Below are 13,615 nucleotides of genomic sequence, written 5' to 3' on the forward strand. Positions count from 1 at the left end.
AACGACGACGCCGCTACCGCATTATCGTCGTCCCGGCTCAGCCTCGCGCAAGCCTGCGCTGCAAGCCTGACCGTTTCAGGTCGCCGTTTCCGAAGGGACAGACGGCCGGGGCCGCGTCGCACCGCGGGTCTTAGGATTGCGCACGATTGCAACGCGATCGAGCCTGGTTCTAGAATCCCGTGGGATCAGGATCTCAAAGGGACACGGTGCACCACCCGGAGAAAGCCCAGTTCACCACCCCCGCGTCCCGAGGGTTTGCCGATGTCGACACCTGGGTGTTCGACCTCGACAACACGCTCTATCCGAGCGACGCGCAGGTCTGGCCGCAGGTGGACGAGCGCATCACCCTCTACGTCATGCGGCTCTACGGGCTCGACGGCATCTCGGCCCGCGCCTTGCAGAAGTATTTCTACCACCGCTACGGCACGACCCTGTCGGCACTGCTGACCGAGACGGACGTCGACCTGCACGAGTTCCTCGATTTCGCCCACGACATCGACCATTCGACGATCAAGCTGGACCCCGATCTCGGCGACGCGATCGAGCGGCTGCCCGGGCGTAAGCTGATCCTGACCAACGGATCGCGCCGGCATGCGGAGAATGTCGCGGCCAAGCTCGGAATCCTCGACCATTTCGAGGACGTGTTCGACATCGCCGCCGCCAACTTCATCCCCAAGCCCGAGCGCTCGACCTACGAGCGGTTCCTGGAGACCCACGGGGTCGAGCCGACCCGGGCTGTCCTGTTCGAGGACATTGCCCGCAACCTCGCGGTGCCGCACGATCTCGGCATGGCCACCGTGCTGGTCGTGCCCAAGATCGTCGACCCCTATCGGGAGGCCTTCGAGCAGGAGGCGGTGCGCGAGCCGCATATCGACCACATCACGGACGACCTCGCCACCTTCCTGTCCGCCTGCGTGCTGCCCGAGGTGACACGGGGCGCGCTGGGGGCGACGCGCCCCTGAGGCGGCGGCGCGCATCCCCAATCGACAAGCCAGCAACGATCCTGTAGAGAGCCGCCCAACTCACAACAGGATCGCCGAAATCCTGGTGCCGGACGCCCATGAGGGGCGACACGGCGCAACGGCTGGAGCTATGCCATGAACATCATCGAGCAGCTGGAGCGCGAGGAAGTCGCGCGCCTTGCCAAGACCATTCCCGATTTCGAGCCGGGCGACACGCTCATCGTCAACGTCCGCGTCAAGGAAGGCGAGCGCACCCGCGTCCAGGCCTACGAGGGCGTCTGCATCGGCCGCCAGGGCGGTGGCCTCAACGAGAGCTTCACGGTCCGCAAGATCTCTTACGGCGAGGGCGTCGAGCGCGTCTTCCCGGTGCATTCGCCGATGATCGATTCGATCAAGGTCGTCCGCCGGGGCAAGGTGCGCCGGGCCAAGCTGTACTACCTGCGCGACCGCCGCGGGAAGTCGGCCCGCATCGTCGAGCGGACCGATCGCTACAAGGCCAAGGATGCCCCGAAGGCGGCCCCCGCCGCCGAGTAAGGGGTTTCGGACGCCCCTGGCGCATCGCCGGGGGATCCATGGTTCTCGACCGGTCCGGCTCAGCCGGACCGGTTTTTTCATGCCTTGGGGGTCACGCGGCCCGGACCCGGTCGAGGAACTGGGTGATCTCGGCGGAGAGCCGTCCGGATTTCTGCGACAGGTCCGCCGCGGCGCCGAGCACCTGTTCGGCCACCGCGCCGGATTCTTGAGCGGCGATCGAGACCTCGGTGATGTTGCCCGTCACCGCGCTGGTGCCGTCCGCCGCCTGCGCGACGCTGCGCACAATTTCCCCGGTGGTCGCCTCCTGCTCCTCGATCGCAGCCGCGACGCTGGTCGCGAGCGTGTTGACCTCGTCGATGGTGCGGCCGATCTCCTGGATCGCCTCGACGGCCTGTCGGGTCGAGGCCTGCACGGCCCCGACGCGTGTCGCGATCTCCGCCGTCGCCTGCGCGGTCTGGTCGGCGAGTTCTTTGACCTCGGACGCGACTACCGCGAAGCCGCGCCCGGCCTCGCCCGCCCGGGCCGCCTCGATCGTGGCGTTGAGTGCGAGCAGATTCGTCTGGCTGGCGATCGCAGCGATCATGCTGGCCACGGCGCCGATCTTCTCCGCGCCCTCGGCGAGATCCCGCACGATCACGTCCGTGCGCTGGGCTTCGGTCGCGGCCTGCGCCGTCATGGCCGAGGAGCGCGCCATCTGGCCGGAGATTTCCCGAATCGTCGTCGACATCTCTTCGGTCGCCGCGGCCACGGTCTGTACGCTGGCTGAGGTCTCCTGAGCGGCATCGGCGACCTGACCGGAGCGCGCGCTGGTCCGTGCCGCGCTCTGCGCCATGGTGGCCGCATTGGCTTGCATCTCCGTGGCGGCGGAGGTCAGGCCCTGCATCAGGGTCCCGGCGCTGCCCTCGAACTGACGGGTGAGGGTGTCCAGAGCTTGGGCGCGCTCGATCTTGGCCCGGGCGTCCCGGGCGGCGGCGACATCCATCTCACCCTTGGCGACCAGGGCCTGGCGAAACACCTCCACGGCCTCGGCCATCCGACCGATCTCGTCGCGCCGCTCCGTATCGGAAATCAGGCTCGCGATATCGCCCTCCGCCAGCGCCTGCATCCGCCGATGCAGGCGGCCGAGCGGCCGGGTGATGCTGCGCCCGATCAGCAGCGAGCCCAACACCGAGACGCCGACGATGCCCACGAGCAGGCCCAGCACGATGATCGCCGCCGACCGGAACGATGCGTGGATATCGTCGATGTAGGCACCGGTGACGATGAAGATGTCCCACGGCGCGAAGCGGGTCGCGAAGGAAACCTTCGGATAGACACCCTCTCGACCGGGCCGGAGATACGCGTATTCCAGCAACGCCGTGTCGGACGATTTGAGTCCATCGAGGAATGCGCGGATGATCGGTATGCCGTTGACGGTGAGGTCCAGCTGATTCTTGCCGATATCCTGACGGTTCGGCACGGCCACGGCGACGCCGTCCATCGTGTAGATCGCGATGTAGTTGGTTCCGCCGCTGTAGCGCATCGCCATGGTCGACTCGGCCAGCTCGGACAGGGCCGCCTGTCTGGTCAGGACGCCAGCCTTGACGCGTTCGTCGAGAACCTGGGCGTGCGACTGAATGAGCTCGACGATCGTGCGCAGAGATTGGACGCGCTCATTGACTTTCTCGCGTTGGTAGAACTCCAAACCAACGCCACCCATCAGCGCAATAATTAAACATGTCAAAAGCGTTTGCAGCGAAAGCTTGTGAGAAAGCGATAAGTTCTTCAACGAAATGCGCATATCGATCTCAGCTCAACGCGTTGCTTGATCGATATATATTAACGCGCGTGCTGAACTCAAGATTTCGCTCTGCGGTAAAATTTTCGCAACTCAATATTTTCAGCAGGCAAATTGTTGAGATCGGAAATTGATACCTTAGCGTTGTCGTGCTACTGAACTGCACCAGCTCTCATGCAAGAGTTCGTATTGAAATCACATTTGCGAATATGACATTCTGAATAAAAAGACACAGATCCCTCCCATTGTTGCATGGCAGATCCGCGATTGGGCGTGGATGAAACGACCGCACAGGTATGTCTGCGCCGCGGTGCGACCATCGCCGTCACGCGCGCCGCACACGAGGATGCAAGGGGTCCGGGGAGGAATACTCGGACGGAAGCGGTGGTCTGGATCCGCTCCCCGGGATTGATGTCGGCGGACGGCCGCCTTCCCCAAACCGAGGGGCACCCAAATCCCGCGCAGGAGCCGGCCTCAGCTCCCGCGCAGGGCCTCCAGGACCTTGCCGCCGGGGCGGCCAGTGGGGGTCATGCCGAGCTTGCGCTCAACATCCTTGATCGCGTCGCGGGTCTTCTGGCCGACCTTGCCATCCGGCTCGCCGACATCGTAGCCGCGGGCGGCCAGCCGGGTCTGGAGGTCACGCCGCTCGGCTCGGGACAGGGGCGGATCGTCGGTGGGCCAGGCGGCCTGGACACCGGCCTTGCCACGCAAGCGATCGGACAGGACCGCGATGGCGAGCCCGTAGGATTCGGCCGCGTTGTACGAATAGATCGCATCGAAGTTCTTGGTCACGAGGAAGGCCGGCCCGTCGATGCCGGCAGGCGCGATGATACCGGCCGGTCCCTCGCCCGAGAGCGGGCGTCCATCCACGCGGGTCACGCCGAGGGAAGCCCAATGGGCGATCGGCTTCTTGTTCTTGCGGCCGGCGGCGCCAACGCTGAAGCTGCGGGGCAGCTTCACCTCGTAGCCCCAGACCTGACCGTTCTGCCACTTAGCCACGTGCAGGAAGTTCGCCGTGGAGCCGACGGCGTCGGCGACGGAATCGACCACGTCGCGCCGCCCATCGCCGTCGCCGTCGACCGCGAGCCGGTGATAGGTGGTCGGCATGAACTGGGTCTGGCCGAAGGCGCCGGCCCAGGATCCCGTGAGGCGCTCCGGCGCGATGTCGCCGCGCTCGATGATGCGCAACGTGGCGATCAGCTCGGACCGGAAGAAGTCGCGGCGGCGGTTGTTCGAGCAGGCGAGCGTCGCCAGCGACTGCACCAGCGGCATCTTGCCGAGGTTCTTGCCGAAATTCGATTCAACACCCCAGACCGCCGCGATCGTGTAGCGATCGACCCCGTAGCGTGATTCGGCCTGGGCAAGAGCGGACGCGTTCTGCCGCATGGCGGCGCGCCCGTCCTCGACCCGCTCGTCATCCACGAGCGCCGCCATGTAATCCCAGATCGGCGTCTTGAACTCGGGCTGCGCCTGGGAAAGCTCGATCACCTTGTCGTCGAAGCTGATGCCGCGGGTGGCCGCCTGGAAGGTCTGAGCCGACACCCCGGCCGCTGCCGCCTGACCCTGGATACCCGCGAGGCAGGAATCGAAATCCGCGCGCGCCGGCACCGCAGCCAAGCCCACGAGCAGACCGAACCCGAGCGCGAAGCCCGATCCAAGGGGGTGATTCCGCATCCTGGCGTTCCCGTTCGACGTCCGTTGTATGGGGATCGAATCAGGCAACACCAGGGTTAAGGACCCGTTAGGGCATCGTAGCGACGCAGCGTTTCCAGCGACTTGACGTGGCCGACGCCGAGCGAGATCCGCTGCCTCGGCCGATCCTTTGGGCCGAGGCATTCTCGGGCGAAAACGCTCTCGTTTGACAACAAATTATTGTTCCGCGATAATTTTTGTCGAAGCGAGTCGTCCCCTGCCTATGCCGAACGTCGTACCCCTGCCCACGGCGCAGACCGAGCCTCCGGAAACGGCGCATCCGGCGCTCCACCGCCAGGGCCGTTGTTTGGCGCGGCTCCTGACGTTTGCCCTGGGTCTGACAGTGTTGTTCGCCGTCGCGGTACTGGCCTGTAGCCTCCTCGCCGGCGACGCATGGCTCTGGCTTGCGCCGGGCGCGGCCTTTCTGGGTCCGCCGCCGGCCGACACGCCCGGCCTCGTGCCCTTCGACGCCCTACCCCAAGCGACTCGCTGGGCCTATGCCGCCACCTTCATCCTCGACACCCTCCCGGTGATCCTAATCCTCGCCGAGGGGCGCATCTGGGCCAAGGATGTCGGTGCCGGGATCGCCTTCAGCGCAGCGGGACCGGCCCGGATACGCCGAATCGCCGTCAGCTTGACGGACTACGCCGTTGCGCCCGCCCTCGGGCACGGTCTGGTCCTGCTGGCGGGGCACGGCGTCGACGTGGCTTGGTTCCATGCGTCGTCGCTGCACGCTCTGGTGCTGGCTGCCTGCCTCACGGTTCTCGCCGAAGTCGCGCGGATCGGGCACGCCGCCGCGTGCGATCTCGATGGGTTCGTCTGATGCCGATCGTCATGCGCCTCGACGTGATGCTGGCCAAGCGCAAGCGCCGCTCAAAGGATCTCGCCCAAGCCATCGGGATCACCGAGGCGAACCTCTCGCTGCTGAAATCCGGTAAGGTGCAGGGTGTCCGCTTCGCGACCCTGGACGCGATCTGCCGGGAACTCGACTGCCAACCCGGCGACCTGCTGGAATACCTGCCGGATCACGTGACCGAGCGCCCGCGCCGCGCCAGTTGAGGCCCGACGATCTCGCAAATCGCACCACCGTTCCGCGGATCGGGAGATCCTGCCGTGTCCCGTCGCTCTCTGCGCTTGTTCGTCTGCGGGTTGGTTGCCGTGCTGCCCGTATCCTGCACCCCGCCTATAAGCGCGGCCGGCCCGGCGGCCGTGGCGTCCGACGCAGCGACGACCCGCGTCCCGATCGTCTACGGATCTCAGCGCCCCCTCGTCGAACTGGTCTTCACCGGCGCCGACGGACGCGACCGGCACGTGCTGGCCTGGGTGAACATGGGCGCCCCGGCGTTCGTCCTCTCCAAGAGCCTCTATCGCGAACTTGGCGTCGGGGCCGGAGGCGACCTCGCGTTCCGGATCGGCGCACTCGGCATCACCGTGGCGGCGGCCTCCGTGACCGACGGCCCGGGAGAACTGGACGGCCGGGATTTGTTCGACCTTCTGTTCGCGCCGCGCCGGGTCGAGGCCGTCTTACCGGCGAGCGTCCTCCGCCGCTTCGCGATCGCGCTCGATCCGGCAGCCCGGACACTTACCTTGGCTCCGCCTGGGAACCTCAAGCCCACGGGCGTCGCGATCCCGATCCACGTCGATCCGGTGAGCGGGATCGCCACGGTCGAGGCTCATCTTGGCGATAGGGTCCTGCCGCTCGTCCTTGATGCGGGCGCGCCCTACACGTGGCTGCGGGGCAGCACGGCCGCCGAACTCCTGCGGTCACATCCGGATTGGTACCAGGCCAACGGCGCGGTGGGGCGCAGCAACCTCGCCATGGCCGATCTGGGCCTGGAGCGGGATGGCACCCTGCTTCGACTGCCCGACCTCGCCATCGGCGATTTGATCCTGCCGGCGGTCGGCGCCCTTGGCACGGGTTCAATGCTTGGGCGCGTCGGAGATGCGCTCGCCGGTGAACTGTTCTGGGACCTTTGGCAGAAGCCGGCGCCGATCCCGGTGGTGGGCTGGCTCGGCGGGAACGCGCTTTCAGATTTCAGGCTGACGATCGATTACGCCGCCGGCCTGAGCTACTGGCAGCGCGAGCGGCCCGCGGATCCGCACGACCTCGATGGCATCGGACTCACCTTGGTGCGCGCCGGGGACGCTTACCGAGTCGGCCGAGTCGCCGAGCGGGATGGTCGGCGCCTCGTCGCGGGTGTTGAGCCGGGCGATCGGCTCATCGCAGCCGATGGCCGGCCGTTCCGAGGCATGCCGCCCGAGGCCGTCTGGGAGCTGCTCCGGGGCCGGCCCGGTACGGTTCGGCACCTCGACCTGGAGCGCGACGGTCGCCCCCTTCAGGTCGCCGCGCCCGCCGTCCCGTTCTGAACTGCGGCCCGACCCGATCAGGCCCATTCCCGCGCGGCAAGCTTCTGCTCGTAGGCGTCGATCGCCGCGCCGCGCTGCAGGGTCAGACCGATCTCGTCGAGGCCGTTCAGCAGGGTGTGCTTGCGGCCGCTGTCGATGTCGAAATGCAGGGTCCCGCCATCCGGCCCCTTGATCGTCTGGGCCGCCAGATCCACCGACAGGGTCGCGTTCGAGCCGCGCTCGGCATCCTCGAACAGCTTCTCCAGATCCTCCGGAGAGACGGTGATCGCCAGGATGCCGTTCTTCGCGCAGTTGTTGAAGAAGATGTCGGCGAAGCTCGTGGAGATCACGCAGCGGATGCCGAAATCGGTGAGCGCCCAGGGGGCGTGCTCCCGGGAGGAGCCGCAGCCGAAATTGTCGCCGCAGACCAGGATCCTAGCATTCCGGTAGGCCGGCTTGTTGAGCACGAAGTCCGGATTCTCGGAGCCGTCGTCCCTGTAGCGCATCTCGGCGAACAGGCCCTTGCCGAGCCCGGTGCGCTTGATCGTCTTGAGGTACTGTTTGGGGATGATCCGGTCGGTATCGACGTTGATGATCCGCATGGGCGCCGCGACGCCCTCCAGCGTGGTGAATTTTTCCATCGTCCGAGGCTCTTGGAGGCAGGGTCTGGCCTCGGTTTAGCAGCCTCGGGGCCGGCCCGGAAGCGTCAGGCCAGATCCCCGGCCTCGGCCAACCGCAGGGTGCCGTCGTGGAGCGCGGAGGCGACCAGCGCCCCGGCGATCCCGGCGTCGCGCAAAGCCCGCAGATCGTCCGGCCCGCGCACGCCGCCGGCGGCGTAGACCCGGCGACCCGGCGCTCGCAGGGCTCGAAGCGCGTCGAGATCGGGGCCGGCCCCGGCGCCGACCCGGGCGAGCGTCATCGCGATCACGTCCGGTGGCCAGAGTGACGGATCGTCGTGGAGCGAAGCGGGCCCGAGGCGCTCCGTGCCGCGCGTATCGAGGGACAGGACGGCGCGATCCCCGAGATCCGCGACGAGCCGGGTATCCGCCTGGCTCTCGCTGCCGATCACCGGCCGCCCGAGGCCGGTGGCGAGGAACGTCGCGACGCCCGCCGATTCGGAAAAGCCCGCATCCACCCACAGGCCGATGCCCGGGCAGGCCCGGGCGATGGCCTCCAGCACGGCCAGATTCGGCCCGGCGCCGTCCATGATCGCATCGAGATCGGCGACGTAGAGGGTTCTGGCCGGCCACGCGTCGAGCAGCCCGCGCGCCACGGCGGCGGGCTCGGAGCCCTTTGCCAAGGGCGTCTCGATCGGGGCATAGGAAGAGCGCTCGCCCCGGCGCGCCCGCACCACGCGGCCCCCGCGCAGGTCGAGCACCGGGATCACCGCGAAGCCGGGGCGCCCGGTTCGATCATTCAGTGAGGCGTTCGTCGCGGTCATATGCGCATGCCAGGGGGAAAGACGATCGGGTGGGACCTCGGCGGGGTCCACGTCAAGGCCGCTCTGGTCGAGGATGGCCGGGTGGTCGCGGCGGCGCAGGTCCCGTGCCCGCTCTGGCAGGGGGTCGCGGCCCTCGCAGGATCCCTGGCGGCCCTGCCCGACTGGGCGAGGGGCGAGGCCCGGCACGCCGTGACCATGACGGGGGAGCTCACCGATTGCTTCGCCGATCGCCGCGAAGGCGTCGCGGCGCTCTCAGGCTGGGCGGACACGCACCTGTCCGGCGGCGTGCGGATCTATGCCGGCCGCTCCGGCCTGGTCGCCCCGGAGGCGGCCGCGGACGTGTTCGCGGACGTGGCCTCGGCCAATTGGCACGCCACCGCGGCGCTGACCGGTCGGCTCGCTCCCGACGCCCTGCTCATCGATATCGGCTCGACCACCGCCGACCTGATCCCGATCGTGCGCGGCCGCCCGGCCGCCACCGGTTACAGCGACGCCGAGCGCCTCGAGAGGGGGGAGCTGGTCTATACCGGAATCGTCCGCACCCCGGTGATCGCGCTGGCCGATCATGTCCCGTTCGCGGGCCGCCGCACCCGGCTCATGACCGAGACCTTCGCGCATATGGCGGACGTGTACCGGATCCTAGGCCTGCTCCCCGACGGGGCCGACCAGCAGGCGAGTGGCGACCGCAAGGGCAAGTCCGTGTCGGAGAGCGAGACGCGGCTCGCCCGGATCGTCGGGCGCGACCGGGGGGAGGGCACCTCCGAAGCTTGGACCCTGCTGGCGGCTCATTTCGCCGAATCGCAGCTGCGGCTGCTGCATGACGCCGCCGCTACCCTGCTCAGCCGGCCCGACCTCGCCCCGGCGGGGCCGTTGGTTGTCTGCGGCGCGGGCGCCTTCCTGGGGCCGCGCCTGGCCGAGCGGCTGGGGCGCGAGTCCGTCCGGCTCGTGAGCCTGCTGCGCGACCGGATCGCCGGCGATCCCGACTGGATCTCGACCTGCGGGCCGGCCGTCGCCGTCGGCCTCATTGCCTCGGAGGACGCATTCGCATGAGCGCCATCAAGATCCTGGCCCGGGTTCTCACGAGCCGGGTCGGACCGCATATCGAACTGGCCGTGGAGACCGAAACCGGCGAAGTCCTGAAGGTGCTCGCCACCGAGGACCAGATCGACCGGCTGGTGGACGAGCTGGAGGACATGCTGAACTCGCCCGGCGAGCCGGACGACGGGGAGCCGCCGGAGGCGGCCTGAGCGGGCCAGGGAGGGCCAGGCCCCCGCGATGGGTCTGATCGCTGCCAAGATCGCCATCACCCCGACGCTGATGTGGGCGGTGTCGGCGGCCTCACGCCGCTGGGGCAGCCTGGTCGGCGGGCTGCTCTCGGGCCTGCCGCTCACCTCGGCGCCGATCTCGATCTACCTTGCGGTCGAGCAGGGCGAGCGTTTCGCCGCGGACGCCGCCATCGGCTCGGTGGAGGGGCTGGGGGCGGTCACGCTCTGCTACCTCGCCTACGCCGTTTGCGCGCCACGGATGGGCCCGGCCGCGGCGCTCTCTGCCGCTCTGGCGGCCTTCGTGCTTGGCGGACTCGTGCTGCACGGGCTGATCCGGCCCGGCCTGTGGCTGGCGACCGCGATCGACCTCCCGGCCATGGCTTTCGTGGTGGCTCTCTGCTCGCGGACGGCCGGGCCCGATGCGCCGCCGCGCCGCCCGCGGCCGCCGCGCTGGGACATGCCAGCCCGCCTCGCCGCGGCGACGGCGCTCGTCCTGCTGGTCTCGGGCCTCGCGCCGTATCTCGGCTCTGGCCTGAGCGGGCTCCTGGCACCGATCCCGATCATCTCCTGGCCGCTCATCGCCTTCGCCCGCTTCCAGGACGGCGTCCGCGCCTCCCTCGAGGTGGTACGCGGCAGCGCCCAGGGCGCATTCGGCGTGCTGGCCTTCTACGTGTGCATCCACCTGCTGCTCGGCCGGACCGACATGGTCACCGCCTACGCGATCTCGATCGCCCTGTCGGCGACCTGCGTGCTGCCGTGGCTGTTCGCAAGTCGCCGCATCCGGGCGGCAGGATGACGGGATCGACGGCGCCCAAGCGTCCGACGTGAGGGACGCGACCGCGTCATTCGACCTGATACAGGGCGACGCGCCCGATGCCCGCGATCCCGATCCTCTGCGCGCTCGCGCGCGACAGATCGATGGCATAGTTCCGTTTGGCCTTGGTGCGCTCGTTGGTTCGATCCGTGATCCGAACGATGACGGATCGGCCGTTCCGAGTATTGACGACCTTGACCTTCGTCCCGAACGGCAGGGTGTGGTGCGCGGCCGTCAGCTTGTTGGGATCGTACTGTTCACCATTGGCCGTTCTACCGGGGTGCTTGTACCAACTCGCTCGTCCGCTCCCGAGAAGTCTCGCCTCAGCTGCTCGCGGCTCATGTCCGGGATAAGCATCGGCCGTCTCCGGCTGCGCTGCGACGGCGGTGGTGGTCGAAGGCTCGGCCGGGGAAGGCTCCGATCGGGCACCGGAGAGCCCCTCTTGTGCCGCCCCGGCATCGATCGTCTCCCCGAAGCGCCCCATGAGACCCGCCTGCTCCTGGCGGACCGGATGAACCGACGCCGGAAATTTCGGCTGCGCGGGGAGGCTGAACGTCGACGCCTCGGGCGGATCCATCTCTTCAGGTGACGATGAGAAAGCTGGAAGCTGGGCCGTGAAGTGCCGATAGGTGAACACTGGCGCTTCTCGTCTCAGGACAAACCCTTGATCCGCCTCACCGCGGCGTTCCAACTCCTGCGATTGACCATCCTGAGCCTGCGCGGCAGTGGCCGACAGGATCGAAACGAGAAGAAGGACTTGGCCCAACCCTAGCCTGTCTTGACCGATGGAGCGGATCATAGCTGTCACCCGCGATTATTGATAATCACCGGCTACTCAAATCATCCAGTCCACCGCAGTTCCAATAAATCAATAAACCGGCCTTATTGGAGGTGTCATTTGACGAACTATCGCTTCGGCCACGCTTGCCGATCGACCTGTCCGGTCATCCGCCTCTCGAATCCGCATTCGCTCGCACGAGGTGATCGATCGAACTCGGACGCGGCCCGCGGGAGCCCGTCGGCGAAGGTGTTTCGGCCCCGCCTTGCGAGTGTCGTGCAGCAATCCGGTGCCGCGCACGCTTCCCGCCCGGAACGGGTTCCTGGGTCGCTTCGATGCCGCCGCATGACTCACCGCGCGATCCAGCCGCCCGTCGCGCCAGACGCATAAACGAAAAGCCCGCGGCCGAGGGGCCGCGGGCTTTCCAAGTGTTCCGATGCGTGCGGATCAGGCCGCGGTGCGCTTGCGGGCTTCCTGCTTCGTGTCGACGCCGGCCGCTTTGATCTCGGACAGCTTCTGGGCGACGTTGCGTGAGAACACGAACTCGGCCGGACGCTGGTTCTCCAGGCTGACCTCCGGGGCCATCGCGCCGTCGGTCTTGATGCCGCGGATCGCATGAACCAGCGGCTTCCAGGGCTTGCGGACCGAATCGACCACCGAGGAGGCCTCGTAGCCCGAATGGACCATGCAGTCGGCGCACTTCTCGTAGTTGCCGGTGCCGTAGGAATCCCAGTCGGTCTCTTCCATCAGCTCCTTGAAGGTCGCCGCGTAGCCCTCGCCGAGCAGGTAGCAGGGCTTCTGCCAGCCGAACACGGTGCGGGTCGGGTTGCCCCAGGGGGTGCAGTGGTAGGTCTGGTTGCCGGCCAGGAAATCGAGGAACAGGCCCGACTGCTGGAAGGTCCACTTCTCGCGGCCCTTCTCCTTGCCGTGCCGGAACACGCCGCGGAACAGCTCCTTGGTCGCCTTGCGGTTCAGGAAGTGCTTCTGGTCGGGGGCTCGCTCATAGGCGTAGCCGGGGGAGACGGTAATGCCGTCGATGCCCATCCGGGTCACGCTGTCGAAGAAGTCTGCGATCTTCTCCGGCGAGGAATTGTTGAAGAAGGTGCAGTTGATGGTGACCCGGAAGCCCATCTCCTTGGCCTTGGCGATGGCCGCGACGGCCTTGTCGTAGACGCCGCGCTGGCACACCGACTGATCGTGCATCTCCTTGTCGCCATCCAGGTGGATCGACCAGGTGAAGTACGGGCTCGGCTTGTAGTCCTTGATCTTCTTCTCGAGCAGCAGCGCGTTCGTGCACACGATCGCGAACTTCTTCTGATCGATGATGCCCTGAACGATCTGCGGGAGATCCTTGTGCAGCAGCGGCTCGCCGCCGGCGATCACCACCACGGGGGCGCCGCACTCGCGCACGGATTCGAGCGCGTCGGCGACCGGGAGCCGCTTGTTCAGGATCTCGTCCGGGTAATCGATCTTACCGCAGCCGGCGCAGGCGAGATTACAGCGGAACAGGGGTTCCATCATCATCACCAGCGGGTAGCGCTTGCGGCCCGTGAGGTGCTGTTTGAGGATGTAGCCGCCGATCTTCGCGACGTACCGGAGGGGGATACCCAAGATTGCGGCTCCTTACTGCGTCGGCCCCGGGGCGTTGGGGTGCTTACCGCGAAAAAAACTCGAATTCCAGCGCTCTAGCTTGGAACTAATCTGAAACGACCCCATTTCGGCGAGGCCATAACGACTTATTCCGTTCCTGACGCAACCGCGCCACATGCATTGCCTGCGGCGGGGTTGGCGGATCAGATCGCCTGACGGTTGAGGACAGCACGTGCATTGCGTCCGCAATGCGACCGAAATCCCAAGATTTTGGTCGCCAGCCCGAGATTGCCGTGCGCCATCGCACATCCGCCTAGGCAAAGGCTGTACCGGGCCCATCGCGTTGCAATCTGGGACTGCCCTCTTTACTGAGCCCTGTGGCCGCGATGCAAGGGTTGGCACACGGCTGGCGGCTG

14 protein-coding genes are annotated in these 13,615 nt (G+C 67.3%); 8 read left to right on the forward strand and 6 right to left on the reverse strand.

Annotation, left to right across the window (positions count from 1 at the left end; translation table 11 throughout):
* The first annotated feature begins 206 nt into the window (after positions 1-206).
* Together MKK65_RS10160 and rplS are read left to right on the forward strand one after the other, a co-directional pair.
* Complete coding sequence (locus MKK65_RS10160; RefSeq protein ID WP_243957464.1) at positions 207-962, forward strand: pyrimidine 5'-nucleotidase; 756 nt, start codon at positions 207-209, stop codon at positions 960-962.
* A 135-nt stretch (positions 963-1,097) separates the two neighbouring features.
* Entirely contained in the window at positions 1,098-1,496 is a 399-nt protein-coding gene (rplS, locus tag MKK65_RS10165) for a 50S ribosomal protein L19 (RefSeq protein WP_058192021.1), read from the forward strand.
* Between the two features lie 91 nt (positions 1,497-1,587).
* Here rplS and MKK65_RS10170 read toward each other — a convergent pair whose 3' ends face one another.
* Together MKK65_RS10170 and MKK65_RS10175 are read right to left on the reverse strand one after the other, a co-directional pair.
* Positions 1,588-3,180, reverse strand: a complete 1,593-nt coding sequence (locus tag MKK65_RS10170; protein ID WP_243957467.1) for a methyl-accepting chemotaxis protein — start codon at positions 3,178-3,180, stop codon at positions 1,588-1,590.
* A 567-nt stretch (positions 3,181-3,747) separates the two neighbouring features.
* Positions 3,748-4,947 (reverse strand): lytic murein transglycosylase, encoded by a 1,200-nt coding sequence (locus tag MKK65_RS10175; RefSeq protein WP_243957469.1) that lies wholly within the window; start codon positions 4,945-4,947, stop codon positions 3,748-3,750.
* A 241-nt stretch (positions 4,948-5,188) separates the two neighbouring features.
* Between MKK65_RS10175 and MKK65_RS10180 the strand changes: the two genes are divergently transcribed.
* Genes MKK65_RS10180 through MKK65_RS10190 form a run of 3 tightly spaced genes read left to right on the forward strand, consistent with a single transcriptional unit; the run spans position 5,189 to position 7,332 of the window.
* Positions 5,189-5,788 carry a hypothetical protein gene (locus MKK65_RS10180; RefSeq protein WP_243957470.1) on the forward strand — a complete coding sequence of 200 codons (600 nt, stop codon included), beginning with the start codon at positions 5,189-5,191 and terminating at the stop codon, positions 5,786-5,788.
* Entirely contained in the window at positions 5,788-6,024 is a 237-nt protein-coding gene (locus MKK65_RS10185) for a helix-turn-helix domain-containing protein (protein ID WP_243957472.1), read from the forward strand. Before MKK65_RS10180 ends, MKK65_RS10185 begins: the two co-directional genes overlap by 1 nt.
* Positions 6,025-6,078: 54 nt before the next feature.
* Positions 6,079-7,332, forward strand: a complete 1,254-nt coding sequence (locus tag MKK65_RS10190) for a peptide-binding protein (protein WP_243957475.1) — start codon at positions 6,079-6,081, stop codon at positions 7,330-7,332.
* Positions 7,333-7,349: 17 nt separating this feature from the next.
* On the opposite strand, the gene leuD is transcribed toward MKK65_RS10190, so the two are convergent.
* Positions 7,350-7,952: a 3-isopropylmalate dehydratase small subunit gene (gene leuD, locus MKK65_RS10195; RefSeq protein WP_058192016.1), complete on the reverse strand. Its 603-nt coding sequence runs from the start codon at positions 7,950-7,952 to the stop codon at positions 7,350-7,352.
* A gap of 65 nt (positions 7,953-8,017) precedes the next feature.
* A complete protein-coding gene (locus tag MKK65_RS10200) occupies positions 8,018-8,752 on the reverse strand; it encodes a HisA/HisF-related TIM barrel protein (protein WP_243957478.1) in 735 nt (244 codons plus the stop codon).
* Between MKK65_RS10200 and MKK65_RS10205 the strand changes: the two genes are divergently transcribed.
* The 3 genes from MKK65_RS10205 to MKK65_RS10215 are packed head-to-tail and all read left to right on the forward strand — an operon-like array spanning position 8,753 to position 10,813.
* The gene (locus tag MKK65_RS10205) at positions 8,753-9,802 is read left to right on the forward strand and encodes a hydantoinase/oxoprolinase family protein (RefSeq protein ID WP_243957480.1); all 1,050 of its coding nucleotides are present in this window, start codon (positions 8,753-8,755) and stop codon (positions 9,800-9,802) included.
* The gene (locus MKK65_RS10210; RefSeq protein ID WP_058192013.1) at positions 9,799-9,999 is read left to right on the forward strand and encodes a hypothetical protein; all 201 of its coding nucleotides are present in this window, start codon (positions 9,799-9,801) and stop codon (positions 9,997-9,999) included. The genes MKK65_RS10205 and MKK65_RS10210 overlap by 4 nt, the downstream gene beginning before the upstream one ends.
* A gap of 28 nt (positions 10,000-10,027) precedes the next feature.
* Positions 10,028-10,813: a hypothetical protein gene (locus tag MKK65_RS10215; protein ID WP_243957481.1), complete on the forward strand. Its 786-nt coding sequence runs from the start codon at positions 10,028-10,030 to the stop codon at positions 10,811-10,813.
* Positions 10,814-10,859: 46 nt separating this feature from the next.
* Here MKK65_RS10215 and MKK65_RS10220 read toward each other — a convergent pair whose 3' ends face one another.
* Positions 10,860-11,630 carry a septal ring lytic transglycosylase RlpA family protein gene (locus MKK65_RS10220; RefSeq protein ID WP_243957482.1) on the reverse strand — a complete coding sequence of 257 codons (771 nt, stop codon included), beginning with the start codon at positions 11,628-11,630 and terminating at the stop codon, positions 10,860-10,862.
* A 426-nt stretch (positions 11,631-12,056) separates the two neighbouring features.
* Positions 12,057-13,220 (reverse strand): adenosyl-hopene transferase HpnH, encoded by a 1,164-nt coding sequence (gene hpnH / locus MKK65_RS10225; protein ID WP_058192011.1) that lies wholly within the window; start codon positions 13,218-13,220, stop codon positions 12,057-12,059.
* Between the last annotated feature and the right edge of the window lie 395 nt (positions 13,221-13,615).

Source organism: Methylobacterium sp. J-001 (assembly GCF_022829565.1).
In the GTDB taxonomy this organism is placed as follows: Bacteria; Pseudomonadota; Alphaproteobacteria; order Rhizobiales; family Beijerinckiaceae; genus Methylobacterium.

Bases quoted from the DNA above. Each gene is read 5' to 3' on its own strand.
- MKK65_RS10220 (WP_243957482.1), bottom strand. From the start codon at position 11,630: ATGATCCGCTCCATCGGTCAAGACAGGCTAGGGTTGGGCCAAGTCCTT.
- MKK65_RS10200 (WP_243957478.1), bottom strand. From the start codon at position 8,752: ATGACCGCGACGAACGCCTCACTGAATGATCGAACCGGGCGCCCCGGC.
- MKK65_RS10175 (WP_243957469.1), bottom strand. From the start codon at position 4,947: ATGCGGAATCACCCCCTTGGATCGGGCTTCGCGCTCGGGTTCGGTCTG.
- MKK65_RS10210 (WP_058192013.1), top strand. From the start codon at position 9,799: ATGAGCGCCATCAAGATCCTGGCCCGGGTTCTCACGAGCCGGGTCGGA.
- rplS (WP_058192021.1), top strand. From the start codon at position 1,098: ATGAACATCATCGAGCAGCTGGAGCGCGAGGAAGTCGCGCGCCTTGCC.
- MKK65_RS10215 (WP_243957481.1), top strand. From the start codon at position 10,028: ATGGGTCTGATCGCTGCCAAGATCGCCATCACCCCGACGCTGATGTGG.
- leuD (WP_058192016.1), bottom strand. From the start codon at position 7,952: ATGGAAAAATTCACCACGCTGGAGGGCGTCGCGGCGCCCATGCGGATC.
- MKK65_RS10205 (WP_243957480.1), top strand. From the start codon at position 8,753: ATGCGCATGCCAGGGGGAAAGACGATCGGGTGGGACCTCGGCGGGGTC.
- MKK65_RS10180 (WP_243957470.1), top strand. From the start codon at position 5,189: ATGCCGAACGTCGTACCCCTGCCCACGGCGCAGACCGAGCCTCCGGAA.
- MKK65_RS10185 (WP_243957472.1), top strand. From the start codon at position 5,788: ATGCCGATCGTCATGCGCCTCGACGTGATGCTGGCCAAGCGCAAGCGC.